Annotated in this window: 24 protein-coding genes; 9 read left to right on the forward strand and 15 right to left on the reverse strand. The window is 72.1% G+C overall.

Annotation, left to right across the window (positions count from 1 at the left end):
* Positions 1–219 precede the first annotated feature (219 nt).
* The 6 genes from ASG04_RS15790 to ASG04_RS15815 all read left to right on the forward strand — a co-directional run bounded on the left by ASG04_RS15790 (position 220) and on the right by ASG04_RS15815 (position 5,302).
* A complete protein-coding gene (locus ASG04_RS15790; RefSeq protein WP_056126305.1) occupies positions 220–2,676 on the forward strand; it encodes a phosphoketolase in 2,457 nt (818 codons plus the stop codon).
* An 87-nt stretch (positions 2,677–2,763) separates the two neighbouring features.
* Entirely contained in the window at positions 2,764–3,105 is a 342-nt protein-coding gene (locus ASG04_RS15795; RefSeq protein ID WP_056126307.1) for a hypothetical protein, read from the forward strand.
* Positions 3,086–3,298 carry a hypothetical protein gene (locus ASG04_RS15800; protein WP_056126309.1) on the forward strand — a complete coding sequence of 71 codons (213 nt, stop codon included), beginning with the start codon at positions 3,086–3,088 and terminating at the stop codon, positions 3,296–3,298. Before ASG04_RS15795 ends, ASG04_RS15800 begins: the two co-directional genes overlap by 20 nt.
* Before the next feature lie 37 nt (positions 3,299–3,335).
* On the forward strand, positions 3,336–4,019 hold the full coding sequence (locus ASG04_RS15805) for a fumarylacetoacetate hydrolase family protein (RefSeq protein WP_056126686.1): 684 nt from the start codon (positions 3,336–3,338) through the stop codon (positions 4,017–4,019).
* A gap of 151 nt (positions 4,020–4,170) precedes the next feature.
* Positions 4,171–5,112: a sugar phosphate isomerase/epimerase family protein gene (locus ASG04_RS15810; protein WP_056126310.1), complete on the forward strand. Its 942-nt coding sequence runs from the start codon at positions 4,171–4,173 to the stop codon at positions 5,110–5,112.
* 10 nt (positions 5,113–5,122) lie between these two features.
* Positions 5,123–5,302, forward strand: coding sequence for a hypothetical protein (locus ASG04_RS15815; RefSeq protein ID WP_056126312.1), 180 nt, complete (start codon positions 5,123–5,125; stop codon positions 5,300–5,302).
* Positions 5,303–5,371: 69 nt separating this feature from the next.
* On the opposite strand, the gene ASG04_RS15820 is transcribed toward ASG04_RS15815, so the two are convergent.
* From ASG04_RS15820 to ASG04_RS15845, 6 genes are all read right to left on the reverse strand, one after another.
* Entirely contained in the window at positions 5,372–5,701 is a 330-nt protein-coding gene (locus ASG04_RS15820; RefSeq protein WP_056126314.1) for a hypothetical protein, read from the reverse strand.
* Positions 5,698–6,279, reverse strand: a complete 582-nt coding sequence (locus tag ASG04_RS15825; protein WP_146245284.1) for a hypothetical protein — start codon at positions 6,277–6,279, stop codon at positions 5,698–5,700. Before ASG04_RS15825 ends, ASG04_RS15820 begins: the two co-directional genes overlap by 4 nt.
* The gene (locus ASG04_RS15830) at positions 6,276–6,863 is read right to left on the reverse strand and encodes an RNA polymerase sigma factor (RefSeq protein WP_414835841.1); all 588 of its coding nucleotides are present in this window, start codon (positions 6,861–6,863) and stop codon (positions 6,276–6,278) included. The genes ASG04_RS15825 and ASG04_RS15830 overlap by 4 nt, the downstream gene beginning before the upstream one ends.
* A gap of 202 nt (positions 6,864–7,065) precedes the next feature.
* The gene (locus tag ASG04_RS15835; RefSeq protein WP_056126320.1) at positions 7,066–7,251 is read right to left on the reverse strand and encodes a hypothetical protein; all 186 of its coding nucleotides are present in this window, start codon (positions 7,249–7,251) and stop codon (positions 7,066–7,068) included.
* Between the two features lie 147 nt (positions 7,252–7,398).
* Positions 7,399–9,945, reverse strand: coding sequence for an ATP-dependent DNA ligase (locus ASG04_RS15840; RefSeq protein WP_056126322.1), 2,547 nt, complete (start codon positions 9,943–9,945; stop codon positions 7,399–7,401).
* Positions 9,942–10,832, reverse strand: a complete 891-nt coding sequence (locus ASG04_RS15845) for an SDR family oxidoreductase (RefSeq protein ID WP_056126324.1) — start codon at positions 10,830–10,832, stop codon at positions 9,942–9,944. The genes ASG04_RS15840 and ASG04_RS15845 overlap by 4 nt, the downstream gene beginning before the upstream one ends.
* Positions 10,833–10,922: 90 nt before the next feature.
* Here ASG04_RS15845 and ASG04_RS15850 point away from each other — a divergent pair, with 90 nt between their 5' ends.
* Positions 10,923–11,909 (forward strand): Ku protein, encoded by a 987-nt coding sequence (locus tag ASG04_RS15850; RefSeq protein ID WP_056126326.1) that lies wholly within the window; start codon positions 10,923–10,925, stop codon positions 11,907–11,909.
* 162 nt (positions 11,910–12,071) lie between these two features.
* Positions 12,072–12,683 carry an antibiotic biosynthesis monooxygenase gene (locus ASG04_RS15855; protein ID WP_056126328.1) on the forward strand — a complete coding sequence of 204 codons (612 nt, stop codon included), beginning with the start codon at positions 12,072–12,074 and terminating at the stop codon, positions 12,681–12,683.
* On the opposite strand, the gene ASG04_RS15860 is transcribed toward ASG04_RS15855, so the two are convergent.
* Genes ASG04_RS15860 through ASG04_RS15875 form a run of 4 tightly spaced genes read right to left on the reverse strand, consistent with a single transcriptional unit; the run spans position 12,680 to position 16,975 of the window.
* Positions 12,680–13,621 carry a Ppx/GppA phosphatase family protein gene (locus ASG04_RS15860; protein WP_056126332.1) on the reverse strand — a complete coding sequence of 314 codons (942 nt, stop codon included), beginning with the start codon at positions 13,619–13,621 and terminating at the stop codon, positions 12,680–12,682. The genes ASG04_RS15855 and ASG04_RS15860 overlap by 4 nt on opposite strands.
* A gap of 50 nt (positions 13,622–13,671) precedes the next feature.
* Positions 13,672–14,529: a ribokinase gene (locus tag ASG04_RS15865; RefSeq protein WP_056126334.1), complete on the reverse strand. Its 858-nt coding sequence runs from the start codon at positions 14,527–14,529 to the stop codon at positions 13,672–13,674.
* Positions 14,526–15,956: an MFS transporter gene (locus ASG04_RS15870; protein WP_056126336.1), complete on the reverse strand. Its 1,431-nt coding sequence runs from the start codon at positions 15,954–15,956 to the stop codon at positions 14,526–14,528. Before ASG04_RS15870 ends, ASG04_RS15865 begins: the two co-directional genes overlap by 4 nt.
* 5 nt (positions 15,957–15,961) lie before the next feature.
* The gene (locus ASG04_RS15875) at positions 15,962–16,975 is read right to left on the reverse strand and encodes a nucleoside hydrolase (RefSeq protein WP_056126337.1); all 1,014 of its coding nucleotides are present in this window, start codon (positions 16,973–16,975) and stop codon (positions 15,962–15,964) included.
* Between the two features lie 128 nt (positions 16,976–17,103).
* Between ASG04_RS15875 and ASG04_RS15880 the strand changes: the two genes are divergently transcribed.
* A complete protein-coding gene (locus ASG04_RS15880) occupies positions 17,104–18,102 on the forward strand; it encodes a LacI family DNA-binding transcriptional regulator (RefSeq protein ID WP_235515574.1) in 999 nt (332 codons plus the stop codon).
* Positions 18,103–18,308: 206 nt separating this feature from the next.
* Here the strand turns inward: ASG04_RS15880 and ASG04_RS15885 are convergent, their stop codons facing one another.
* The 5 genes from ASG04_RS15885 to ASG04_RS15905 form a co-directional block, all read right to left on the reverse strand.
* Positions 18,309–19,985, reverse strand: coding sequence for an MDR family MFS transporter (locus ASG04_RS15885; RefSeq protein ID WP_056126340.1), 1,677 nt, complete (start codon positions 19,983–19,985; stop codon positions 18,309–18,311).
* Complete coding sequence (locus tag ASG04_RS15890) at positions 19,982–20,602, reverse strand: TetR/AcrR family transcriptional regulator (protein ID WP_056126342.1); 621 nt, start codon at positions 20,600–20,602, stop codon at positions 19,982–19,984. The genes ASG04_RS15885 and ASG04_RS15890 overlap by 4 nt, the downstream gene beginning before the upstream one ends.
* Positions 20,603–20,651: 49 nt before the next feature.
* Positions 20,652–21,134: a GNAT family N-acetyltransferase gene (locus tag ASG04_RS15895; protein ID WP_056126344.1), complete on the reverse strand. Its 483-nt coding sequence runs from the start codon at positions 21,132–21,134 to the stop codon at positions 20,652–20,654.
* Between the two features lie 22 nt (positions 21,135–21,156).
* On the reverse strand, positions 21,157–21,834 hold the full coding sequence (locus tag ASG04_RS15900) for an HAD family hydrolase (RefSeq protein WP_056126346.1): 678 nt from the start codon (positions 21,832–21,834) through the stop codon (positions 21,157–21,159).
* 161 nt (positions 21,835–21,995) lie between these two features.
* Positions 21,996–23,861, reverse strand: coding sequence for an amylo-alpha-1,6-glucosidase (locus tag ASG04_RS15905; RefSeq protein WP_056126689.1), 1,866 nt, complete (start codon positions 23,859–23,861; stop codon positions 21,996–21,998).
* Positions 23,862–23,894 lie beyond the last annotated feature (33 nt).

The following is a 23,894-nucleotide window of genomic DNA, read 5'->3' on the forward strand; positions in this document are numbered from 1 at the left end:
CCGAGGATGATCGCGCCGGCAGCGGCGACCGAGAGGGTGGTCTTGGTGATCTTGCGCATGGTGATCGTTCCTCTTCTGTGAGTTGATTGAGCCCCGACCGGACGAGACCGGGAAGCCTTCTGGGCGTTCGCCCTGTGCTGCTGATTCGGCACCCCTCGCAGAACGGATTGGGACGAGTTTTCCCGACACCGCCGCAGCCGCCGTCCGTACGGTGGTGGCATGGCTCCTGAGCACCTGCCGACGACCGACCGGATCCGCGCGATCGACGCGTGGTGGCGTGCGGCGAACTACCTGACCGTCGGGCAGATCTACCTGCTGGACGACCCGCTGCTGGAACGCCCGCTGACCCCGGACGACATCAAGCCGCGCCTGCTCGGACACTGGGGCACCTCACCGGCGCTCAACCTGGTCTACGCCCACTGCAACGCACTGATCGCGTCCTCCGGGCGGGACATGCTCTACATCTGCGGCCCGGGGCACGGCGGTCCCGCGATGAACGCGAACGCCTGGCTCGACGGCACCTGGCAGGAGCTGTACCCGGGTACGACGCTGCAGCAGTTCTTCCGCCAGTTCTCCTTCCCGGGCGGGATCCCGTCGCACGCGGCGCCGGAGACCCCGGGCTCGATCAACGAGGGCGGCGAACTCGGGTACTCCCTCGCGCACGCCTACGGGGCGGCACTCGACAACCCCGACCTCGTCGTGACCTGCGTCGTCGGCGACGGCGAGGCCGAGACCGGCCCCCTCAACGGCTCGTGGCAGGCCCACACGTTCCTCGACCCGGTCGCCGACGGTGCGGTGCTCCCGATCCTCAACCTGAACGGGTGGAAGATCGCGAACCCGACGATCCTCGCGCGCATCCCGGCCGAGGACCTGACGGCGTACTTCCGCGGGCTCGGGTACGACCCGATCATCGTCGACTCCTCCCGGGTCGGCGACCACCCCTTCGCGGTGCACGCCCTGTTCGACGGCGCCCTCCGCCGTGCCCTCGCCGCGATCGACGACATCCAGGCCGCCGCCCGCGCGCAGGCGGCCCGTGCCGCCGCCGGCGAGATGGCCGGGGCATCGGACATCCGGCCGCGCTGGCCGATGATCGTCCTGCGGACCCCGAAGGGCTGGACCGGGCCGAAGGAGGTCGACGGCCAGCGCGTGGAGGGGACGTTCCGTGCCCACCAGGTGCCGCTCCCGGCCGTCCGCGACAACCGTGAGCACCTGGAGCAGCTGCAGGGCTGGATGGAGTCCTACGACCCGTCCGAGCTGTTCGACGCCGAGGGGGCCGGCATCGGGCTGCTCGAGTCGATCCGCCCCGAGGGCGACAAGCGCATGAGTGCGACGCCGCACGCCAACGGTGGACGTATCCGCACCGCGCTCGACCGCCCCGACCTGACGGAGTTCGGTGTCGAGGCCGGCTCCGACGCGTCCTCGACCGGCACGCTCGGCCCGTGGCTGGCCGAGCTGGCACGACGCAACCCGTCGTCGTTCCGGCTGTTCGGGCCGGACGAGACCGTGTCGAACAAGCTCGACGCGGTGTTCGACGTGACGAACCGCGTCTGGCGTGCCGGCAACGACCCCGAGGACGAGCACCTCGCCCCGACCGGCCGCGTGATCGAGGTGCTGTCCGAGCACCTGCTCGAGGGGCTGCTCGAGGGCTACGTCCTGTCCGGTCGCCACGGCATCCTCAACACCTACGAGGCCTTCGCGCACATCATCGACTCGATGGTCGGGCAGCACGCCAAGTGGCTCGAGTCGTCAGAGGGCATCGACTGGCGCGCACCGGTGTCGAACCTCACGATCCTGCTGTCGTCGCACGTCTGGCGGCAGGACCACAACGGCTTCTCGCACCAGGACCCCGGCTTCCTGGACGTCGTCGCCTCGAAGCAGCAGGACCTCGTCCGGATCAAGCTCCCCGCCGACGCGAACACGCTGCTCGCCGTGACGACCCACGCGATGGAGACGACCGACCGCATCGAGGTGATCGTCGCCGGCAAGCACCCGGAGCCGGTGTTCCTGTCGTTGGAGGACGCGATCGCGCACGCCGACGCCGGGGTCGGCGTGTGGGACTGGGCCGGCACCGAGCAGCGCGTCGGCCACGTCGACGTCGTGCTCGTCAGCGCTGGTGACGTGCCCACCGTGGAGACGATCGCCGCCGCTGACCTGATCAACCAGCTCGCTCCCGAGGTCGGCGTCCGCGTCGTCAACGTGGTGGACCTGCTCTCGCTCGGCGACACCCGCAAGCACTCGCACCCGATCCCTGACGAACGGTACGACGAGCTCTTCCTGCCCGGGACCCCGGCGGTGTTCGCCTTCCACGGGTACCCCTCACTCGTGCACCAGCTCACCTACCGTCGCCACGGGCACGACGACCTGCACGTGCACGGCTTCCTCGAGCAGGGCACCACCACGTCGCCGTTCGACATGCTGATGCGCAACGAGATGGACCGGTTCGCGCTGGCCCACGACGCGCTGACCCGGGTCGACCCGGACCGCTACGCGGGGCTCATCGCGAAGCTCGCCGAGGCGCGCGACGCGGCACGGGCGTACGCGTACGCGAAGGGCGAGGACCACCCGTCCGTCGAGGGCTGGCAGTTCTCCGGCTGGCCGCAGGACGAGCCCGCCGTCGGCGGGACGGGCGGCGACCCCGGTGAGGGCGAGACCGAGGCGGCCGCTCCGGGGAACTAGTCCTCCACATCCAGGAGGCCCGGCGCAGTCTCCACAGGACGGCCGCCGGCCCGTCTGCGGACCCGCCCTGCGCGCGACGCTGTCCACATGGACGGATCAGGGATCGGGTGGGCGAGCGTGCTCGTGTCGGTGTTGAGCGCATGTGCGGCGGTCGGCGCGACCTTCGTGACCCTGCGCGAGGGCCGCGCGATGCGGCGGAATACGGAGTTCTTGGCGCACCGCGACCAGTGGTGGCAGCGTTGGTCGTGGGTCACGGAACGGGCCCTGTCCGGGCAGACGGACCGGCGTGCCGCCGCCGCGTTGTTGGCGGATGCGCTGGCCACGCGCTCCTGGACGACTGACGACGACGAGTGGATGTACGACGCGCTCCGGTGGATCGTGCGCGCGAGAACAGGCCGAAGGGACGACAATGATCTCCGATCTGACTGATGACGAGTTCCGACTCGAGTTGTGGCGTGCCGAGGTCTGCATCCCGCGCCTGCTGGCGAACCCGCACTACGGCCCGCTGATGCGCGCCAAGGGCCGCGACGTCGAACTCGCAGAGCTCCGCGCCGAGTGGCGCGAGCGTCAGGAGCGTGCCCGGGCGCGGGCACTGCGGTACGAGGCGTCGTTCGCCGACTGACCGGCGCCGGGCCGCCGTGGTCTGGCAGGCTGAGGACGTGTCCGACCTCGTGATCCCGGCCCCGGCCCTCCCGACCGTCCCGACGACGACGGGCGGGCGCTTCCCGGTCCGCCGCGTGTTCTGCGTCGGACGGAACTACGCGGCGCACGCCCGCGAGATGGGGCACGACCCGGACCGCGAGCCGCCGTTCTTCTTCACCAAGCCAGCCGACGCGGTGGTGGCCGACGACGCGGACACGTCCTACCCGTCCATGACGGAACGACTTGAACACGAGGTCGAACTCGTGGTCGCGATCGGCAGCGGCGGCAGTGACATCGCCGTGGCGGACGCGCTCGACCACGTCTGGGGCTACGCCGTCGGGCTGGACCTGACGCGCCGCGACCTGCAGGCCGAGGCCAAGCGGCTCGGGCGACCGTGGGACATGGCGAAGGGGTTCGACGCCTCGGCCCCGATCGGCGCCGTCGTCCCCGCGGGCACGGTCGACCCGACCCGGGGCACGGTCGAGCTGCTGGTCGACGGCGAGCGCCGCCAGCACGGTGACCTGGGTGACCAGATCTGGTCGGTCGCCGAGGTCATCGCCGAGCTGTCGCGCGCGGTGCGGCTCGAACCCGGCGACCTCGTGATGACGGGGACCCCGGAGGGTGTCGGTGTGGTCGCGCTCGGCTCCACACTGGAGGGCACGATCGCCGGGGTCGGGAGCGTCCGCACGCGACTGGTGTGAGCGCGTGTCGAGGGTGTTGCCGGGCGCTGTGAGCGCTCGGAGGCACGGCGGGTATCCCTGGACCCGACGCCGTGTCGGGATCGCGGTGTCCTGATCGGTGTCGGCGGGGTCGAGGGCGACCGCCGCGCGTGCACCGGGGAAGAGGTGCGACGTGCTCGAACACGACCTGCTGGCGACGTCCTGGACCTGGGACGGCGACGAACCGATCGACCAGCGAGTCCGCGCCGTCGGTGACGCCGGGTTCGCGGGGATCGCCCTCGCACTCGACGACCTGTACGAGGTCCGCGCCACGATCGGCTTCGCCCGGCTGCGACGCATGCTCGACGATGCCGGGATCGTCTGGGTGCAGCTCGGGACCCTCAGCACGTGGTGGACGGGCTCCGACGCGACGGCCGGGTCCGGTGGCGAGCGCGGGGTCCTCCTCGAGGCCGCGGCGTCGCTCAGCGCGTGGCAGGTGGTGGCTCGTGCTGACGTGTCCCTGCCGGGCGTCTCCCCCGCCGCGATGCTCGACGACTGGGTGGCGCTGGCACGGCAGACCGAGGGGGTGGGGGCACAGCTGGTCCTCGAGCCGGAACCGTGGTCGAACCTGCCGACGGTGGAGCGGGCCTCGCGGTTCGTCACGACGGCGGGGAGCGGCGGCGTGCTGCTGGACGTGATGCACGCGCTGCGGGGCGGGTCCACGCTCGCGTCGATCCGCCAGGGCGTCGACCCGTCGGTGCTCGCAGCGGTCGAGCTGAGCGACGGCCTGCTCTCGACCCCGAGTGGCATGACCCTCGCCGAGGAGTCGCGCTCGGCACGCTACCTGCCGGGCGCCGCGGCGTGGGACGTCCCCGGGGTCGTCCGTGTCGCCCGCGAACTCGGCCACGACGAACCGTGGGGCGTCGAGGTCCGGACACCGGCCCACCGTGCGCTGCCCGTCGGCGACGCACTCCGGCTGGCCGCTGCGGCCACGCGTGCGGTGCTCGACGCCGCCGACGCACACGGTGCACCGGCGCTCCCGATGATGCCCACCTCGCCCGCCCCGACCTCGGCCGTCGACTACGAGCCGCAGCGCCGTCCGCGCCGTGAGACCGGTTCAGGCGCTCCCGCGTAACGTCGCGGTCATGAGCGAACAGGCACCCACCGGCGACGACGGACTCCTGCGCGAGTCGCAGCAGGCGATCGACGAGGCGAAGGCCGCAGCGGCCGACGTGGTCGAGCCCGAGGAGGACGACCTCGTGGACGAGGGTCTGCCGGTCGCGGACCACGCCGAGCCGACCGACGGGCCCGCTCCCGCCGCCTGACCGACGCCGGACCGACGCCGGACCACATCAGGCCGCTCCGGCAGCCGGACCAGGTCGTGTCCGGACAGGTCAGAGGATCTCGATGACCCGGACGTCGACCCGTACGGGGCGTTCGCCGGTCGCGAGTTCCACGCTCGCCACGACCGCGTCGCGCACGGCTCGCACGCTCGCGATCGCCGACCGTTGGGCTCCGACCGCGGCGACCACCCGGACCCGGACGCCGTCGTCGCGGTCCTCGACCAGGACCGCGCCACCGTCACGCGGCAGGTCCAGCACCGACCGGACGTCGCGGACCAGCACCGCCAGGCTCGGTCCCGGCGGGATGACCGACCGGACGGCCGGCACGGCGAGGACCGCCTCGGTCACGGCGCGTGAGAGCGCCCGGGTGTCTGCGGTCACGATGCGCTCCCGGGGTCCAGCACGTCGGCGACGCGCACGGTCAGGGCCCGGACGGTGAACGGCGCGTGCTCCTCGAGCGCAGCGTGCACGACGACCCGCAGGGCCTCCGCCCGGTCCCGGAGCGGGGCGTCCGCTGCCGCGGCGATCGTCACCTCGACGTCGATGTCGGCCCCGGGTGTCGACAGGTCGCCGGTGAACCGGGTGCGCCGGACGAGCACACCGGGCATCGCGTCCCCGAGCCCGCGGACGAGTCCACGCAGCGCGCCCTCGGTCACGACGAGCGCCGACGCGGGGTCTGCGTCGGGCACAGGGATGTCCCGTCCGGCGTGCGCGGTCGTCCGGATGGTCGCGAGCACGCCGGTGATCCACCCTTCGTCATCCCGACCGGCAGTGCGGACGTCCGCGTCGAGCAGGTCCGAGGACGCCGCGCGGAGCCGTTCCAGCCGTTGCAGGGCATCCGTCGCCGCCGGGTCGGCCTCGATGTCGTCACGGACGGGGTCGCGTCCCGAGTCGAGGTAGTCGGAGAGCTCGTCGAGCGTGAAGGCGCCGTAGCGGTCGTCGACCTGGTCGTCGGTCATCGCCACCCCTCCATCTGTTCGAGCACTGTTCGCCGCGCACGTGCCAGGGACCCACGGACGGCTGCTGCCGACATCCCGGTCTGCTCCGCGATCTCGGCGTAGGACGCGCCCCCGACCTCCCGCATCACCCAGACTGCTCGCTGCGCGTCCGGCAGGTTGCGGACGACCTTCGCGAGCTCGTCGACCTGCATCCGGGTCTCGACCACCTGGTCCACCGTGCGGTCCGTCGGGGGCTCGGGGACGGCCTCCAGGTCGAGGTGGGGGTGCCGCCGCCGCAGGCGGTCGAGCGCCTTGTTCGCCGCGATGCGGAACAGCCACGTCCGGACGCGGTCGGGGTCCTCGACGCGCTCCATCCGCTGCCAGGCCTGCAGCGCGGCTTCCTGCACCGCATCGTCCGCCTCTCCGTCGCCGTACCCGAGGATGCGCGCCGCGTACGCGCGCATGAGCGGGCCGTAGCGACGGATCAGCACGCCGAACGCCGCTGCGTCGCCGTCGGCCGAACGCTCGACGAGTGAGGCGTCCGACAGGGACGCGAGCGGCTGCTGCTCGGTCAGTGGTCGGGCCTTCCCGGATCGTGGTCGGATTCGTGCGTGACGAAACGTGCTGTCGGTTCGTCGTCAGTACGGAGCTGCCGTCCGCCGTCGCGCGGACGGGTCGAGCGCGCCGTGGCCGGTCACCCTGAACGACCGGTCACGGCGCTTGGGCGGCGGTCCGTGCGCTCCCTGATCCGGCGCACGGGCCGCCCCACCCGCTGTGGCGCGAACGGTGCCGACGGATCGACCGGCATCAGTCCTCGACCTCGTCGCCGAGGAAGTCGGCGTACGTGACCTCGGCGTCCGTTGCCGTCATCACCGCGCTCGACTCGCCCGCAGCCCGCGGTGCTCGTCGTCCCCCGTCGGCCCCTGTGTCGTTCCCGGACGCCGTGGCGCGCTCGTCCGCGTCGAACGGTGGCAGGTAGTTGCTCGCGCCCATCGCCGCACCTCTCGTCCCGGCGAACGTAACAGCCCCGCGGTCGATCACGGCGGGGCAGACAGGATCGTCCCCCATCGACGGCGTCGTCGGGGGACGGAAGTTCGCCTCCAGCGGAGCCGATGCGCACGCATGGTGCCGCGTGCGCGCTCACTCCCGCACCACGTCGTCCGGCGACTTGTCCGCGCGCCACCCACGCCACGACGCCTGGCGCAGTCGGCCGTCGGCGGTCCACTCCGCGAACTCGACCTCGCCCACGTGCGCCGGGGTGAGCCAGTGTGCGTCCCGGGCGTCGGCGCGGGGCACGTCCACGAAGGGCGAGGTGTCCCGGCCGAGCGGTGCGAGCACCTCCGCGATCTCGTCGAGGTCCCGGTCGCTGAACCCGGTGCCGACCTTGCCGACGTACTGCAGCCCGTCGTCGCCCGGGATGCCGAGCAGCAACGACCCGATCCCACCCTCGCGTCGCCCGCTGCCCGGCTTCCAGCCCGCGACCACGACCTCCTGCGTGGCGTGGTGCTTGATCTTGAGCCATGCCTCGGAGCGGCGTCCTTCTGCGTACCGGGACGAGCGCTTCTTCGCGACCACGCCCTCCAGCCCGGCCCGCGCCGAGTCGGCGACCGCCTTCGCGAGGTCGCCGTCGACCGCGGCGGGGAACTCGATCGCCCCACCCGGCTCGACCACCGTCTCGAGCGCTTCGCGGCGACGGTCGTACGACAACCGGGTGAGCTCGTGTCCGTCCGCCTCCAGCACGTCGAAGAGCATGAACCGCACCGGGGTGCGTTCGCGTGCGGCGTCGACCTCGCGCTTCCTGGTCAGGCCCATGCGGTCCTGCAGCAGCTGGAAGCGCGGGCGCCCGCGGTCGTCGAGCGCGACGACCTCGCCGTCGAAGACCCCGTCCACGCCCGCGCGCTCGCCGAGCTCCTGCAGCTCGGGGTACTGCGCCGTCAGGTCGTTGCCGTTGCGACTGCGCAGGGTGACCTCGCCGTCACGGACGGTCGCGAGCGCGCGGACGCCGTCCCACTTCATCTCGAACGCCCAGTCCGCGGGGTCGAGGTCCGGTGGCCCCTTCGCCAGCGTCGCCTGCATGGTCTGCCGGTCGGACGGCGGGGTCGACGCCGGCGCCGTCGCAGGGGTCCGCGGTGCTCGCGGGCCGGCTCCCCGGCCGACCACCGCCGTTGTTCCGCTCCCCGTTGCCTCAGCTGCGTCGTCGGGCTGCTCCTTCGTGCGGTGGATCAGCCAGTTCTTCTCGTCGCCGTCGCGCCCGCGTCCCCGGCCGCGGGTGTGCAGGATCGCCAGACGCCGGTTGCCGTTGGTCCGGCCGTGCAGCGTCACGATGACCTCTTCCCCCTCGCGCCACTTCTCGAGGTCGTACGTGCCGTCGTCCCACAGCGTCACGGTCCCACCCCCGTACTCGTCGTGCGGGATCGTGCCCTCGAACGAGCCGTACTCGAGCGGGTGGTCCTCGGTCATGACGGCCAGGTGGTTCTTCCCCGGGTCCGTCGGCTCGCCCTTCGGCAGGGCCCAGCTGACGAGCACACCGTCGTGCTCGAGCCGGAAGTCGTAGTGGTCGCGGGTCGCGTGGTGTTCCTGGATCACGAAGGTCGGGGTGCCGTCCGCCCGCACCGTCGGGGCGTCCTGCGGGACGGGCTCGGGTGTCTTCGACGCGTCCCGCTTGGCACGGTAGGCGGCGAGCCGGTCGCGACCAGGCTGCTCGGCGTCGTTCGCCCGCTGGGTCCGATCGCTGTCCCAGTGACCGGAGTCGGGCCTCCCGACCGACAGCGCGCCGGCGGCGACGGGGTGCAGCAGGTCCCCGTGGTCCTGCAGTCGCTCCAGCACCTCGTCCAGCGTCAGCTGGGCGAGCCCCTGCTCGGTCAGTTCGCCCCATGACCGCGGTGCAGCAACGGTCGGCGTCGACCGGCCCCGGAGCGAGTACGGGGCGATCGTGGTCTTGTTGCCGTTGTTCTGGGACCAGTCGACGAAGACCTTGCCCCGCCGCTCGGCCCGGCTCATCGAGGACAGCACCAGGTCGGGCAGGTCCTGCTCGAGTGCCCTGGCCAGCTCGTGCGCCACCTCGGACACCTGGTCGGTCGAGGCCCGGCCGTCGAGTGCGGCGTAGAGGTGGATGCCCTTCGACCCCGACGTCACCGGGTAGGGGTCGAGTCCCATGCCCTGCAGGACCTCCCGGGCGGCGACCGCCACCTCGACGCATTCCGCGAGCCCGACGCCCTCGCCGGGGTCCAGGTCGAGCACCAGCCGGTCGGGGTCCTGCCGCCCGCCGCGCGGGCCGAAGCGCCACTGCGGGACGTGGAGTTCGAGCGCCGCCTGCTGCGCCATCCAGACCAGCGTCGGCAGGTCGTCGACGACCGGGTACTCGTTGTCGTGGTCGGAGTGCTCGATCGTGTGGTGCCGGACCCAGTCGGGCGCGGAGTCGGGCAGGTTCTTCTCGAAGAAGACCTTGCCGTCGACGCCGTTCGCCCAGCGCTTCCGGGTCATCGGCCGGTCCTTGACGTGCGGGATCATCCAGGGGGCCACACGCTCGTAGTACTCGACGACCCGCCCCTTGGTCGTGCCGGTCTCCGGGTAGAGCACCTTGTCGAGGTTCGTCAGCGCGAGTCGACGGTTGCCGACCAGCACGGTGGTCTTCCGCGCCGCGGCACCCGTCCGCGCCGCGGGACCCGTCCGCGCCGCGGGGCTCACAGCGCGACCCCGGTCGCTCCCGCCACCGTCAGCGTCGTCCCGGACGTGTACGACGACTCCGGCCCGGCGAGGTACACGTAGGCGCTGCCGAGCTCGACCGGCTGGGCCGGCCGACCGAACGGGGTGCCCTGCCCGTACGACGCGATCTCGTCGCCGGGGTAGCTGATCGGCTGCAGCGGCGTCCACACGGGGCCGGGGACCACGGTGTTGGCGCGGATGCCCTTCGCTGCGAGCTGCCGCGCGAGGCCGTTCGTGTACGTGATGATCGCTGCCTTGGTCGCCGCGTAGTCGATCATGCGACCCTGCGGTTCGTACGCCGACACCGAGCTCGTCGTGACGATCGCGCTGCCCGGAGCCATGTGCGGGACGGCTTCCCGCACCAGCCAGAACATCGCGTACACGTTGACCTTCATGGTCCGGTCGAAGTCCGCGGTCGACTGCTCGGCGACGTCCTCGTGCACCTGCTGGCTGCCGGCGACGAGCACCAGGGCGTCGAGGCCGCCGAGCTCGCTGACGGCAGTCCGGACGAGCTCCTGGCAGAAGGCCTCGTCGGTCAGGTCCCCGGGGAACATGACCGCCTTGCGCCCGAGGTCGCCGATCAGGTCGCGGACCTCGGTCAGGTCGTCGATCTCCTCGGGCAGGGCGTTCAGCACGACGTCGGCACCCTCCTTCGCCATCGCGATTGCCGCCGCGCGACCGATGCCGGAGTCGGCGCCGGTGACCAACACCCGGTACCCGGTCATCCGCCCCGTGCCGACGTAGCTCGTCTCACCGTGGTCCGGCGGCGGGTCCATCTCGCTGGCCCGTCCCGACCCCTGCTGCGTCTGCGCGGGGAACGGCGGCCGTGCGTACTGCGTGCGCGGGTCGTCCTTGTCCAGCTGGCTCATGCGTCCATCGTGCTCGCTCGTTCCCCCCGTCACACCGAGGGAGCAGGGAAAACCCGCACGCTCCCACGTGCATCCGGGCATCATGAGCGCATGAGGTCGATCTGGAAGGGCTCCATCGCGTTCGGGCTGGTCAACGTGCCCATCAAGGTCTACGCCGCGACCGAGACCCACGACGTGTCGATGCACCAGGTCCACGACGAGGACAAGGCCCGCATCCGGTACAAGCGCGTGTGCGAGCTCGGCCACGAGGTCGAGTACGCCGACATCCAGCGCGCGTACGACGACGGCGAGAAGACCGTCGTGCTGACGGCCGACGACTTCAAGAAGCTCCCCCAGGAGCAGTCGCACGAGATCGAGGTGCTCGAGTTCGTCCCCGTCGACCAGGTCGACCCGATGATGTTCGAGAAGACCTACTACCTCGAGCCAGACTCCCGCTCCCCGAAGGCGTACGTCCTGCTCCGACGGACGCTCGAGGAGACCGACCGCCTGGCGATCGTGCAGTTCACGCTGCGGCAGAAGACCCGGCTCGGCGTCCTGCGGGTGCACGACGACGTGCTGCTGCTGCAGGGGCTGCTGTGGGGCGACGAGGTCCGCGCCGCCGACTTCACGGCCCTCGACACCTCGGTGAAGGTCAGCGCGAACGAGCTGAAGATGTCGTCCTCGTTGGTCGCGAGCATGTCGACCGACTTCGACCCGGACCGCTACACCGACGAGTACCAGGCGGAGCTGCAGCAGCTCATCGACGCCAAGCTCGAGTCGGGTGACGACGTCGACACCTCCGCGACCTTCGGCGAGCAGGCCGCGACGGACGACGACGAGGGCGGTGACGTCATCGACCTGATGGCCGCGCTGCGCGCGTCCGTGGACAAGAAGCGGACGGGAGGCTCGGGGTCGCGTTCGTCCGGCGGCTCACGGTCGTCTGGGTCCGGCTCCGGCGCCGCGTCGAAGGGATCCGACGCCGACGACGCGGCGGACACCGAGACGAAGAAGGCCCCGGCGAAGAAGGCGCCCGCGAAGAAGCCGGCGACCAAGAAGGCCCCTGCGAAGAAGCCCGCGGCGAAGAAGCAGGCCAGCTAGCCGTTCCGGGCGCCAGCCTCGGCCGTCACGTCGTGACGGTGCGGTGGATGAAGTCGGCCATCCCGGGGGCGGTGAACGCGAGGAAGCCGCGGTCGGGGGCGAAGACGTGCCCGTTCTTGATCACGTCATCAGCGCGAAACAGGCATCGGCGACACTGGGCGGATGACTCCAGAAGAGCCTGGGGCCGTGTCGTCGCCACCCGAGACCGCCGGCCCACCCGTCACCGTCTCCATCACCCGCCTGGTCGAGCCGGACCGCATCACCGAGGCCACCCGCTGGGTGCAGTCCGGGGTGAACCTGGCGAACCGCTACCCGGGCTTCCTCGGCTCCGGATGGGTCCGCTCCCGCGCACAGTCCCGCGAGTGGCACATGCTCTACCGGTTCGCCGACCACGACTCCCTGTCGACGTGGGAGAACTCCGACGACCGACTGCGGTGGCTCGACCTCGGCCGCGACCTCGTGGTGGAGTCCCGCGTCGAGAAGCGCACCGGCATCGAGGGCTGGTTCGACGCCCCGTCGGACACCCCGGCATCGAGTGCTCCCCCGCGGTGGAAGCAGGCGGTCAGCATCTGGCTCGGGTTCTTCCCGGTCAACCTCGCCTTCACGGTCCTGGTCGGGCTGCTCGTGCCGTCGTTCGCGGGTCTCGCGGCGCTGCCCCGCGTCCTGATCACCACGCTCGTGTTGACGCCGATCATGACCTTCTGGGTGCTGCCGTTCGTGACGACGCTGATCCGTCCGTGGCTGCTCGCACCGCCCAGGCGGCGTCGGGACTAGGGCGTCCCGAGCACCGACAGCTGGTCGAGTCGCTCGAGGATCACGCCCTCGCGCAGCGCCCACGGGCAGATCTCGAGCGCCGGCAGGTCGAAGATGTCCAGGCACGCCTCGGCGACGAGCGCTCCGGGGACGACCTGGTGCGCCCGGCTCGGTGAGACCCCGGGCAGTGCGGCGAGCTCGTCGACCGACATCCGCAGCAGCGATGGCAGCTGGTCACGCAGGACCGCACCGTCGAGCGCTCTGGGGACGAGCGGACCGGCCGCCGACGGCGCCGCTCCGCAGATCCGGGCGAGGGACCGGAACGTCTTCGAGGTCGCGACGGCCCGGTCGGGTGCGCCCGCGCGCAGGAGCTTGCCGGCGTCCCGGGCGATCTCGACGCGGATGTCGTGCCGCAGGCGCCGGACGTCGTCCTCGGTCGGCGTCCCCGCGGCGAAGAACGACCGCGCGAGCCGCGCCGCGCCGATCGGCATCGACCACGCCACGTCGGGCGCTTCGTCCGCACCGCCGGCGATCTCGAGCGACCCGCCCCCGATGTCGAAGACCGCCAGCCGCCCGGCCGACCAGCCGAACCATCGCCGCACTGCGAGGAACGTCAACCGCGCCTCGTCCGAGCCGGAGAGCACGGCGAGCTCGACCCCGGTGCGGTCCTCGACGTGCGCCAGGACGGCGTCCGAGTTCACGGCGTCGCGGACGGCCGAGGTCGCGAACCCGAGCATGTCCTCGCAGCCGCGGTCCTCGGCGACCCGCACCGACGCGGCGACGAAGTCCGTCAACGCGTCGATCCCGACCCGCGTCACGGCGCCGTCCTCGTCCAGGTGCTCGGCGAGCCGCAGCGGCCGCTTGTACGACGACGCCGGCAGCGGCGCAGCGCCGCCATGGGCGTCGACCACCAGCAGGTGACCGGTGTTGGACCCGATGTCGAGGACTCCCACGCGCATGACGGAAACCGTACCGGCATGCTCGGCACGCACCGGACGGGAGGCCGTGGTCAGGCCCGCAGGAACGCCGCCAGCTGGTCCGTGGTCGGGTAGGAGGCCTGTGCCCCCACCCCGGTCGCGGCGTACGCCCCGACCCCTGCGGCGAAGCGCGCGGCGTCGACGAGGGCATCCCCGGCCGCCAGCCGGAGCGCCACCGCACCCATGAAGGCGTCGCCGCAGCCGGTGGTGTCGACGGCGTCGACGGGGACCGCCGGGACCTCGACGGGCGGCACGTCCCCGTCGTGCACGACCGACCCGGCCCCGCCCCGCGTGACGATCGACCGGGCGACGCCGTGGTCCCCGAGCAGCTCGGCCTCGTGCTCGTTGACCAGCAGCACGTCGGTCAGGTCGAGGAGCTCGCGCGGCACGTCGCCGAACGGGGACAGGTTCGTCAGCACCGTCACCCCGGCGTCGTGCGCGGCCCGGGCAGCGGCGAGCACCACGTCCATCGCGACCTCCAGGCAGAGCCCGAGCACCGCGGCGTCGGCGAACGCGTCGGCGGGGAGGTCGGCGGGCGTCAGCGTGGCGTTCGCACCGCCGGAGATCACGATGGTGTTCTCGCCCTGACCGTCGACGGTGATGACGGCGGTGCCGGTGGCCGTTCCCGGTCGGACGGCGACGTGCGTCGTGTCGACGCCCGCCGCCGCGACGGAGTCGCGGAGCAGCGCACCGTTGCCGTCGTCGCCGACCGCACCGATCATGCGCACGGCTCCCCCGAGCCTCCCGGCTGCCACCGCCTGGTTGGCGGACTTGCCGCCGGGCAGGGTGGCGAGGTCGGACCCGTGCAGGGTCTCACCGGGCTTCGGGAAGCGCTCGGTCCGGACCACCAGGTCGGCGTTGAGCGACCCGACGACGACGATCGTGTTCACCGGACGGTCTCCTTCTGGGGGGCGGGGGCGGTGGTCTCGGCGTCGGCCGGCCGCGGGATGAGGAACGATACCGCGAGCGCGGCGATGGTGATGACGGCACCGAGGAGCATGCCACCGGAGTAGCCCGCGGTGCCGGAGGACCCTCCGACGCCGAGGGCGATCTGCAGCGCGGGCAGCACGGCGAAGCTCACGCCGGCGCCGAGGTTGAACGCACCGGCGTTGAGCCCGGGCAGGAAGCCGGGGTTCGACGCGGGCGACAGCACGATGCCCAGGCCGTTCAGGATGATGTTGGCGATGCCGGCGTAGGTGATGCCGATCAGCACCGTCGCGGCGACGAGCACCGGCAGGGAGTGCACACCGACGAACGCCATCAGCAGGGTCGCGAGGATGCTGCCGGTCAACCCGACGCGCAGGATCGCGCGGTAGCCGATGGTGGGCGCGAGCCGACCGGCGAACGGTCCGACTATCCAGCCGACCAGCGCGTAGGGCGTGAGGAACACGAGCGAGGCGAGGTCGGCCTCCATCCCGAAGCCCGCGTCGGGGTTCTGTGCGAGCGACGTGACCAGCCCGTTGACCACGGCGAAGACGCCCGTCATCGTCAGGAACGTGGTGGCGAGGAGCGCCCACGTGCCCCGGCGCTTCAGGAACCGGGTCTCGACGAGCGGTTCGCGCACCCGCGACTCGACGGCCCAGAACACGGCGAAGGCGGCCAGGGCGACGACGATGCCGCCGATCACGATCGCCGGGTTCGCGGCTCCGAGCTTGCCGGCCTCGTTGAACGCGGTCAGCAGCGCCCCGACCGAGACCACGAGCGGGACCACGCCGACCCAGTCCATCCGGGTGCCCTGCGACGGACGGGACTCGACGCCCCAGACCACGACGAACAGCAGCGCGATGACGGTGACGACGGCGATGACCCAGAAGATGCCGCGGAAGCCGAAGTTGGTGGCGATCCACCCGCCGGCGAGCGAGTCGATGCCCGCGATGCCGCCGTTGACCGCGGTGAGCAGGCCGAGGGAGGCACCGTAGCGCTTCGGGTCGCTGATCTCGTTGCGCAGCACGAGCAGGCAGATCGGGACGACGGGTCCGGTGACGCCCTGGATGATGCGGCCCGTGAAGAGCATCGGCACGTTGACCGCGAGCGCGGCGACGATGCTGCCGACGAGCATCACGGCGAGCATGCCGACCAGGACGCGCTTGCGGCCCACGATGTCGGACAGGCGCGGCAGGAACAGCGAGAACAGCGCGGCGAGCGTGAAGTACAGCGTCTGGGACAGGCCGATCGTGGCGTCGTCGGTCTTGAGCTCGCGCGCCATCGTGACCAGCGCGGGGCTGAGCATGCTCGCGTTCAGCTGGAACGCGATGCACGCGGCGAGGAGCGCCGCCGTGAGGGCGCCGATCGACTTCTTCGTCGATGTGGTGGTCATGGGTCTCAGATCTCCGTGGTCGTGGTCGTGGTCGTGGTGGTGGCGGTGGCGGTGGCGCGGGGGGCCCATCCGGTGTCCGGCGTCTCGCCGATGCGCTCGAGGGCATCGACAACCAGGTCCCAGAACCGGGTGTGGTCGAGTTCCAGGGCGGCGCTCGTGTGGCAGTCCGCGGGCGCGGGAGCTCGGAAGTCGGCGACGGTCATGCCGAGGGTCAGCGTGCCCTGGGTCTCGACGTGGATCGGGACCTTCACGGCACGCACGATCGTCGGGTCGATGACGTACGCGACAGCACAGGGGTCGTGCACGGGCGGGGCGTCGAAGCCCTGCGCGTCCCGGTACGTCTGGCCGAAGAAGTCGAGGAGCTCCCCGACGAAGGCCGCCGGTGCAGTGCCGACGGCGGCGATGCGCTCGGCGACCTCGGTGGTGGCGAGTGCCTGGTGCGTCAGGTCGAGGCCGACCATCACGACGTCCCACCCGGCGTCGAAGACGATGGACGCGGCCTCGGGGTCGATGACGATGTTGAACTCGGCGACCGGGCTCCAGTTGCCGACGTGCACGCCGCCGCCCATCAGCACGACCTGCTTGACGCGCTCGACGATGCGGGGCTCCTTGCGCGCGGCGAGGGCGATGTTCGTCAGGCCGCCGGTCGGCACCAGGGTGACGGTGCCGGGCTCGTGCGCCATCACGGTCTCGATGATCAGGTCGACCGCGTGCCGCTCGTCGAGCGCGAAGGACGGCTCGGGCAGCATCGGACCGTCGAGGCCGCTCTCGCCGTGGATGTCGCCCGCGACCTCGATCTCACGCAGCAGCGGGCGGTCGGCACCGGCGGCGAAGGGGACACCGGTGATCCCCGCGATGCGGGCGACGGCCAGCGCGTTGCGCGTGACCTTCGGCAGCGTCTGGTTGCCGACGACGGTGGTCACGGCCAGCAGCTCGATGTCCGGGTTGCCGTGCGCCAGCAGCATCGCCACGGCGTCGTCGTGACCGGGGTCGCAGTCCAGGATGATCTTCTCGGGCACAGGGGCTCCACTTCGTCGGGGATCCGGGTCGCGCCCGGGGGGGGGGGGGGGGGGGGGGNNNGTTTGACATCACAGCGCATCAAACGCTTGACGTCAAGTCGGCGACCGCTGCTCGCTACGATCGGGAGGTGCCGTCCCCCGCCCCGAACAGCCGCCGTGTCACCGCAGCGATGGTCGCGGAGCGCGCCGGGACGAGCATCGCCACGGTCTCGCTCGTGGTCAACGGCAAGGAGCGCGGCCGGGTCTCGGCACCGATCGTCGCTCGGGTCCGTGACGCTGTGGACGACCTCGGCTACGTCGTCGACCACGCCGCCAGTTCATTGGCGCGGGGCAGCGGCGACCTCGTGGTCCTCATCGCCCCCGACCTGTCGAACCCCTTCTTCGCCGAAGTCATCCGCGGCGTGCGGGACACCGTCGGCGACCGGTTCCAGCTGGTGCTCTCGGTCACGGAACGCGGTGCGCAGCCCGTCACCGCAGACGTCCGGCGCTTCGAGCGGCTCCGGCCGGCCGGCATCCTCGTCGACGCTCCGGCCGCCGACCAGGCGATGACCGCGAGCGTCCCCGTCGTGCTGCTCGACGCACCCGGCGGCCCCGACGCCGTCAACTACGACCTGTCCGCCGGCGTCTCGGCGCTGGTGTCGCACCTCGCCCTGGCCGGGCACCGTCGTGTCGCCTACCTCGACGGCACCTCGCGGGCGACGACGTTCGCGCTCCGCCGGTCGATGTTCGAGCAGGCGTGTGCGGAGGCGGACATCTCCCTGACGCCGATGTCCGCCAGCGCCGACCTGACGATCGACGCCGCGGCCTCCGCTGTCGACGGGGTCGTCGACGCCTGGCTCGCCGACGGGGTCACGGCCGTGGTCGCCGCCGCGGACACCCTGGCGTACGGGGTGCTCCGGGTCGCGTCGGCTCGGGGAATCGCGGTGCCGGCAGCGCTGGCGGTGGCCGGGTTCGACGACCTGCCCTCGTCGTCGGTCACGGCGCCGGCGCTGACGAGCGTCGCACTGCCGGGCGCCGAGCTCGGTCGTGCGGCGGCACTGCGGCTGCTCGCGATGCTCGACGGCACGGAACCGGCAGCGCCGGCGCTGCCCACCCGGCTGGTCCCGCGGGCGAGCACGGGCGCCTGACGCGCGCGTCGCGGGGGCTGCCGCCACTCACGCGACACCGTCGCTGTCGTACGACATCGGCTTCGTCGCACCGCCGACAGCCCGCCACCCACACGACACCGTCGCTGTCGTACGACATCGGACTCGTCGCACCGGACGCGGCCCCACGACGGACGGGAGGCCCGGTGCCAGCTGGCACCGGGCCTCCCGTCCGTGGGGGCGAGCGTCTACTCGTCGTGCCGCGTCGTCGGGACCGACCCCGTGGACACGCGCTCCGCTCCCCCGCGCTGCGCGCGGTCGAGCTCGTCCGCCTCGGCGCCGCCGACGGCCTCCCCGCGGGCGACCATGCCGGCCACGTCGTTGAGCTGCATCTGCGGGATGAAGAGCGCGAGCACCAGGGCGACCGCGATGAAGGGCAGCAGGTACCAGAACACCGGCGACAGGGAGTCGGCGTAGGCGTTCACGATGCCGTCCTGCACGGCCTGGGGCAGCTTCGCGAGCTGCGTCGGGTCGATGCTGGCGCTGGCGTTCGCGGCCTGCGAGGCACTGCCCCCGGCACCCGTGAACACGTCGGTCAGCTTGTCCGTCAGGCGGGACGTGAAGATCGCCCCGAAGACGGCGACACCGAGCGAGGCACCGACCTCGCGGAAGTAGTTGTTCGTCGACGTCGCGGTACCGACCTGCTCGGCGGGCACGGCGTTCTGCGCCACGAGCACGACGACCTGCATGATCAGGCCGAGGCCGGCGCCGAAGACGAACAGGTAGACGCAGATGAGCGGGATCGGGGTGCTGGCGGCCAGCGTCGTCATGCCGAGCATCGCGAGACCGACCACGATCGTGCCGATGATCGGGAACATGCGGTACTTGCCGGTCTTGGTGATGAGCGTTCCGGACAGGATCGACGTGCCGATCAGGCCCGCCATCATCGGAAGCATCAGCAGCCCGGAGACCGCGGCCGAGGTGCCGGACGCCATCTGCAGGAACGTCGGGACGAAGCCGATCGCGGCGAACATGCCGAGCCCGAGCACGAAGCCGATCGCCGTCGCGGTGACGAAGGTGCGGTTGCGGAAGAACGACAGCGGGATGATCGGGTCCTGGGCCCGCGCCTCGACGAACACGAAGAGCGCGGCGGCGACGACGAACCCGGCACCCCAGACCCAGGTCTCCGGCGCACCCCAGCCGTGCTGGCGGTTGCCGCCGAACTCGGTGAAGAAGACCAGGCAGGCCGTGGTGGCGGACAGCAGTGCGACTCCGAGGACGTCGATGCGCTTGGTCGCCTTCTTGTTCGGCAGCGTCAGCGCGAACCAGGCGACGAAGAACGCCGCGATGCCCACGGGGAGGTTGATCCAGAACGCCCAGTGCCAGGTCATGTGGTCCACGAAGAAGCCGCCGAGCAGTGGGCCACCGACGGCCGACAGGCCGAAGACCGCACCGAGCGGGCCGAGGTACTTGCCGCGCTCCGAGGCGGGGACGATGTCGGCGATGATCGCCTGGGACAGGATCATCAGGCCACCGCCGCCCAGGCCCTGCATCGCGCGGAACACCACGAACTGCCAGAAGTCGGTCGACACCGCGCAGCCGAGCGACGCCAGCGTGAAGAGCGCGATGGCGATGAGGAACAGGTTGCGGCGCCCGAGCACGTCACCGAACTTGCCGTAGATCGGCATCACGATGGTCGACGCCAGCAGGTACCCGGTCGTGATCCACGCCTGGTGCGCCACGCCGCCGAGGTCGCCGACGATGGTCGGCATCGCGGTGGAGACGATGGTCTGGTCGAGGCTGGACAGCAGCATGCCGGCGATGAGCGCGGCGAAGATGATCCAGATCCGTCGCTGGGTGAGGAGCAGCGGCCCGTCCGTCCCGGGTCGGGCGCGCTTGGCGGTGCGCGGCGCTGAGGTGCTCATGGGGTGTCGTCCTGTCCGGTGGTGATGACCGCCCTGAGGAGGCGGAGGTTGGTGGCGAGGAGCTCGTCGAAGGGCGGGCTGCTCGATTCGTCGAACGCGTCGTCGAACCAGTGGTCGGCGGTCACCCGCAGCAGTGCCGCCGCGGACTCGGTGACCAGGCGCGCACGTGGGTCAGCCGCCGCATCCCAGCCGAACCGGGAACGGACGGCGTCGGCCACGTGCGCGAGCTGCACGTCCGTCGCCGACAGGAACCGGGCGAGCAGCGCGGGTTCGCGGTCGAGGACCGTCCGCACCAGCACCTCTTCCGCCCGGTCGAGCTCCATGGTGCGGACCTGCTCGACAGCGAGCGCCACGATCGCGCTCAGTGGGTCGAGGTCCCGAGGCACGACGTCGCCGCGCGCGAAGGCCTGCAGCAGCTCGGTGTCCGCGTGCAGCTCGATGCCGAGGACGACGTCCTCCTTCGACCCGAAGTGGTTGAAGAACGTGCGCCGCGAGACCCCGACCGCGGCGCAGAGCTGCTCGATCGTGAAACCGCTCAGCCCGTGCTCCACCGTCGACCGACGTGCTTCGACGATCATGCGTCGCCGCAGCGTGCGGGTGCGTTCGGCGGTGCTCACCGAGCAAGAATTGCACTCAGTGGCGCATAGTGCAAGTACGGCGCTGTGGTCAGAGCGCCTTGTCGAAGCAGAATGACCACGGCATGGTCGCCGCGTAGGGCTCGTACACCGGGATCCGCCGCCAGCCGGTCTTCTCGTACAGGGCGACGGCGTCGGGCTGCTTGTCGCCCGTCTGCAGGACGAGCCGGCTCGCGCCGACCTCGCGGCCGACCTCGGCGCACGTGTCGAGCAGCGCCGTGGCCGCACCCTTGCCGCGGGCACTGGACAGGACGATCAGGCGCTTCAGCTCGACCTCGCTGCCGAGCCACCGGACGGCGATGTGTGCGATCGCGTCGCCGGACTCGTCGATCGCGAGCAGTGACGTGATGACGGTGGCCGGATCGACGGCGAGTGCCCGGTTGCGCTCGGCGACGACGGCGGGGTCCTCGTCGGCGTTCGCCGACCCGTACCGCTCGTGCATCTCCTCGTCCATCCGGGCGCGCAGCTCCACTGCGCGCGGGTCTTCCCAGGAGACGCGTTCGATCGTGATCACGATCGACCATCCTGGCACGCGGTCAGCGCGCGAGGGCCCCGATCGGCCCGTCGTCGATGCCCGCCAGCACCGCCGCCGCGTCGTCGTACACGGCCGCCGCCCCGGCACCGCGCAGCTCGTCGCCACCGATGCCGCCCGTCATCACCCCGATGCACGCGACCCCCACCTTGCCGGCGGTCTCGACGTCCCACATCGCGTCGCCGACCATCACGGCGCGCGACGGGTCGACACCGGACCGCTCGAGGGCGACCCGCACGATGTCCGGTGCCGGCTTCGCCTGCTCGACGTCCTCGCCGCTGGTGACGACGTCGACCCACTGCTCGGCGTCGAGCAGCTCCAGCAGCCGTCCGAGCTCGTTCGGCGGGGCACTCGTGGCGAGCACCACCTGGTGCCCGCGCTTTGCCACACCCTGCAGGAGCGCACGTGCCCCGGGCAGCAGGCGCAGGCGCGGCATGTGCTCGGCGAAGTACGCCGACTGGTACCGCTTCGCGGTGTCGCGGTCGTCTTCCGACGCGTCGGGCAGCAGCTCCTCGAGCAGCCGCGTCGAGTCCATGCCGATCAGGCGGTGAATGCGCCAGGCGTCGACCGAGGCGCCGACGACACGGAAGGCGCGCCACCACGCGTCCACGTGCGCGTAGTTCGAGTCGACGAGCGTGCCGTCGATGTCGAAGAGGACGGCGGTCGTGGGTGCGTCAGCCATACGTCCAGGCTGCTCGGGTGGTCCTCCGCACCGGCCCAGCCGGCTTCCGCGTCGCGACCCGGCGTCCGCGTCGCGACCCGACGTCCGCACCGGCCCAGCCGACGTCCGCGTCGCGACCCGGCGTCCGCGTCGCGACCCGACGTCCGCGTCGCGACCCGGCGTCAGCGCATCGCGACCCACACCGGGAACGCCGCCGCTGCGCTCCATGCCTGCGGTCGGCACGCGGCCGGGTACGGCGCCGGACGCCCGACCTCGGACGCCGCGTCCCCGGCATGCAGCTCGGGCATCCGGAAGTCGAACGCGACGGCCGCCGCCAGCAGCTGCTCGGCGAGGGTCCGGGCCTCGGACGAGAACCCCGACCGGGTCAGCCCGGCGATGACGACCGCGGTGTCGTGCGCCCACACGCTGCCGCCGTGGTAGCTCAGCGGCCAGTACCCCGCGGCCGTGGTCGACATGGTCCGCAGCCCGAAGCCGCTCGCCATGTCCGGGGCGACGACCCGTGCGGCGACGACGGCCTCCTCGGACGCCGACAGCAGACCGGTGCCGAGCAGGTGTCCGATGTTGCTGGTGGCCGAGTCCACCGCCCGCTTGTCGGCGTCGAGGGCGATCGCCGGGTGGGCGCCGACGTCATCGCGCACCCAGAAGGTCTCGCGGAAGCGCGTGGCCAGCCGGTCCGCCCACCCACGCCAGTCGTCGCCACCCGGACGGCCGAAGGCGTCGAGCAGGTCCGCGCCGTGCACCGCCGCCTCGTACGCGTAGCCCTGCACCTCGCACAGCGCGATCGGCCCGTCCGCCAGGGTGCCGTCGCGCCACTGCACGCTGTCGCCGGAGTCCTTCCAACCCTGGTTCGCGAGCCCACGGCCGGACTCGTCGACGTACTCCAGCAGCCCGTCGCCGTCGGCGTCGCCGTGGTCGCGCATCCATGCCAGCGCCCGTTCGAGCGCCGGCAGGAGCGCACGAACCTGGTCGTCGGGCATCCCCGCACGCCACGCGTCGTGGAGCAGGCACACCCACATCGGCGTCGCGTCGACCGTGCCGTAGTACAGCGGCGGCAGCGAGAGCTCCTCGTTGTCGATCGGCAGCGACCCCTGGCGCAGCTCGTGCATGACCTTGCCCGGCTGCTCGGCGGTCGACGGGTCGACCCGGGTGCCCTGCAGCGCGGCGAGCACCCGGAGCGTCCCGGCCGCGATCGTGGTGTCGACGGGCAGCAGGAACCGGGCGGCCCACAGCGAGTCACGGCCGAACAGCGTGAAGAACCAGGGCGCTCCGGCGGCCAGGAACTCCCCCTCGGGTCGGGCCAGGCGCAGCGCGTCGAGGTCGTCCGTCGCCCGGTCGAGCCAGCGGCGCAGCCGGTCGTCGGCTACGTCAGCGGGCGGGTCGAACGGACGGCGGCTGCGCACGCCCGAGACGACGGCCCCCTCGACGCCGCTCGGCACGGCGACCGCGCAGTCCCAGCCGACCTCGATCGTCCGCGCCCGGTCGAGCGTCCAGCACAGGACCACGGCCCCGTCGACGACGCCCACACGGGCACCGGGTGCGGTGAGCACCACGTCGACCGACCCGGACCGCCACGTGACCGACCCGCCGTCGTGCACTCGGGCTGTCACCGGCACGGCACCCCCGCCGCCCTTGACCGCGTCCATGGCCGCAGCGTCCGGTGTGATCCGCACGACGACGTCGAGCGAGCCACCGGGGGCGCGCCGGTCCGTGATGCGCACCGACTCCGTCACGCCGTCGACACGCACGCGGCGCCGACGGTCCAGTCGGACGTCCGGATCGGCCCCCGCACCGTCGAGCCCCCGCAGGAGCCCGGTGAAGACCACCTCACGCGCGCTCGTCGACACGGTCGCGATCGGTTCGATACCGGTACCGGCGACCTCGAGCGCGACCGCGGACACGACGCGCTGGTCGCCGGTCCAGTAGCCGTGCACGGGGTTCGCACCGACGTCGCCGGAGGCTGCCGACCACGCCTGGGTCGGTGCCGCGATGACGGCGACCTCGTCGTGGAGCAGGGGCTGCAGTGGCATCGGGCGGTCCTCGGCCTTCGTGGTGTCGGTCCG

The organism is Curtobacterium sp. Leaf183 (assembly GCF_001424385.1).
GTDB lineage: Bacteria > Actinomycetota > Actinomycetes > Actinomycetales > Microbacteriaceae > Curtobacterium.

Excerpts from the sequence above, each read along its gene's own strand:
- ASG04_RS15905 (WP_056126689.1), bottom strand. The coding sequence starts at position 23,861 with ATGCCACTGCAGCCCCTGCTCCACGACGAGGTCGCCGTCATCGCGGCA.
- ASG04_RS15860 (WP_056126332.1), bottom strand. The coding sequence starts at position 13,621 with ATGCGCGTGGGAGTCCTCGACATCGGGTCCAACACCGGTCACCTGCTG.
- ASG04_RS15855 (WP_056126328.1), top strand. The coding sequence starts at position 12,072 with ATGACTCCAGAAGAGCCTGGGGCCGTGTCGTCGCCACCCGAGACCGCC.
- ASG04_RS15870 (WP_056126336.1), bottom strand. The coding sequence starts at position 15,956 with ATGACCACCACATCGACGAAGAAGTCGATCGGCGCCCTCACGGCGGCG.
- ASG04_RS15845 (WP_056126324.1), bottom strand. The coding sequence starts at position 10,832 with ATGAGCCAGCTGGACAAGGACGACCCGCGCACGCAGTACGCACGGCCG.
- ASG04_RS15825 (WP_146245284.1), bottom strand. The coding sequence starts at position 6,279 with ATGACCGACGACCAGGTCGACGACCGCTACGGCGCCTTCACGCTCGAC.
- ASG04_RS15800 (WP_056126309.1), top strand. The coding sequence starts at position 3,086 with ATGATCTCCGATCTGACTGATGACGAGTTCCGACTCGAGTTGTGGCGT.
- ASG04_RS15885 (WP_056126340.1), bottom strand. The coding sequence starts at position 19,985 with ATGAGCACCTCAGCGCCGCGCACCGCCAAGCGCGCCCGACCCGGGACG.
- ASG04_RS15795 (WP_056126307.1), top strand. The coding sequence starts at position 2,764 with ATGGACGGATCAGGGATCGGGTGGGCGAGCGTGCTCGTGTCGGTGTTG.
- ASG04_RS15815 (WP_056126312.1), top strand. The coding sequence starts at position 5,123 with ATGAGCGAACAGGCACCCACCGGCGACGACGGACTCCTGCGCGAGTCG.
- ASG04_RS15900 (WP_056126346.1), bottom strand. The coding sequence starts at position 21,834 with ATGGCTGACGCACCCACGACCGCCGTCCTCTTCGACATCGACGGCACG.
- ASG04_RS15790 (WP_056126305.1), top strand. The coding sequence starts at position 220 with ATGGCTCCTGAGCACCTGCCGACGACCGACCGGATCCGCGCGATCGAC.
- ASG04_RS15850 (WP_056126326.1), top strand. The coding sequence starts at position 10,923 with ATGAGGTCGATCTGGAAGGGCTCCATCGCGTTCGGGCTGGTCAACGTG.
- ASG04_RS15835 (WP_056126320.1), bottom strand. The coding sequence starts at position 7,251 with ATGGGCGCGAGCAACTACCTGCCACCGTTCGACGCGGACGAGCGCGCC.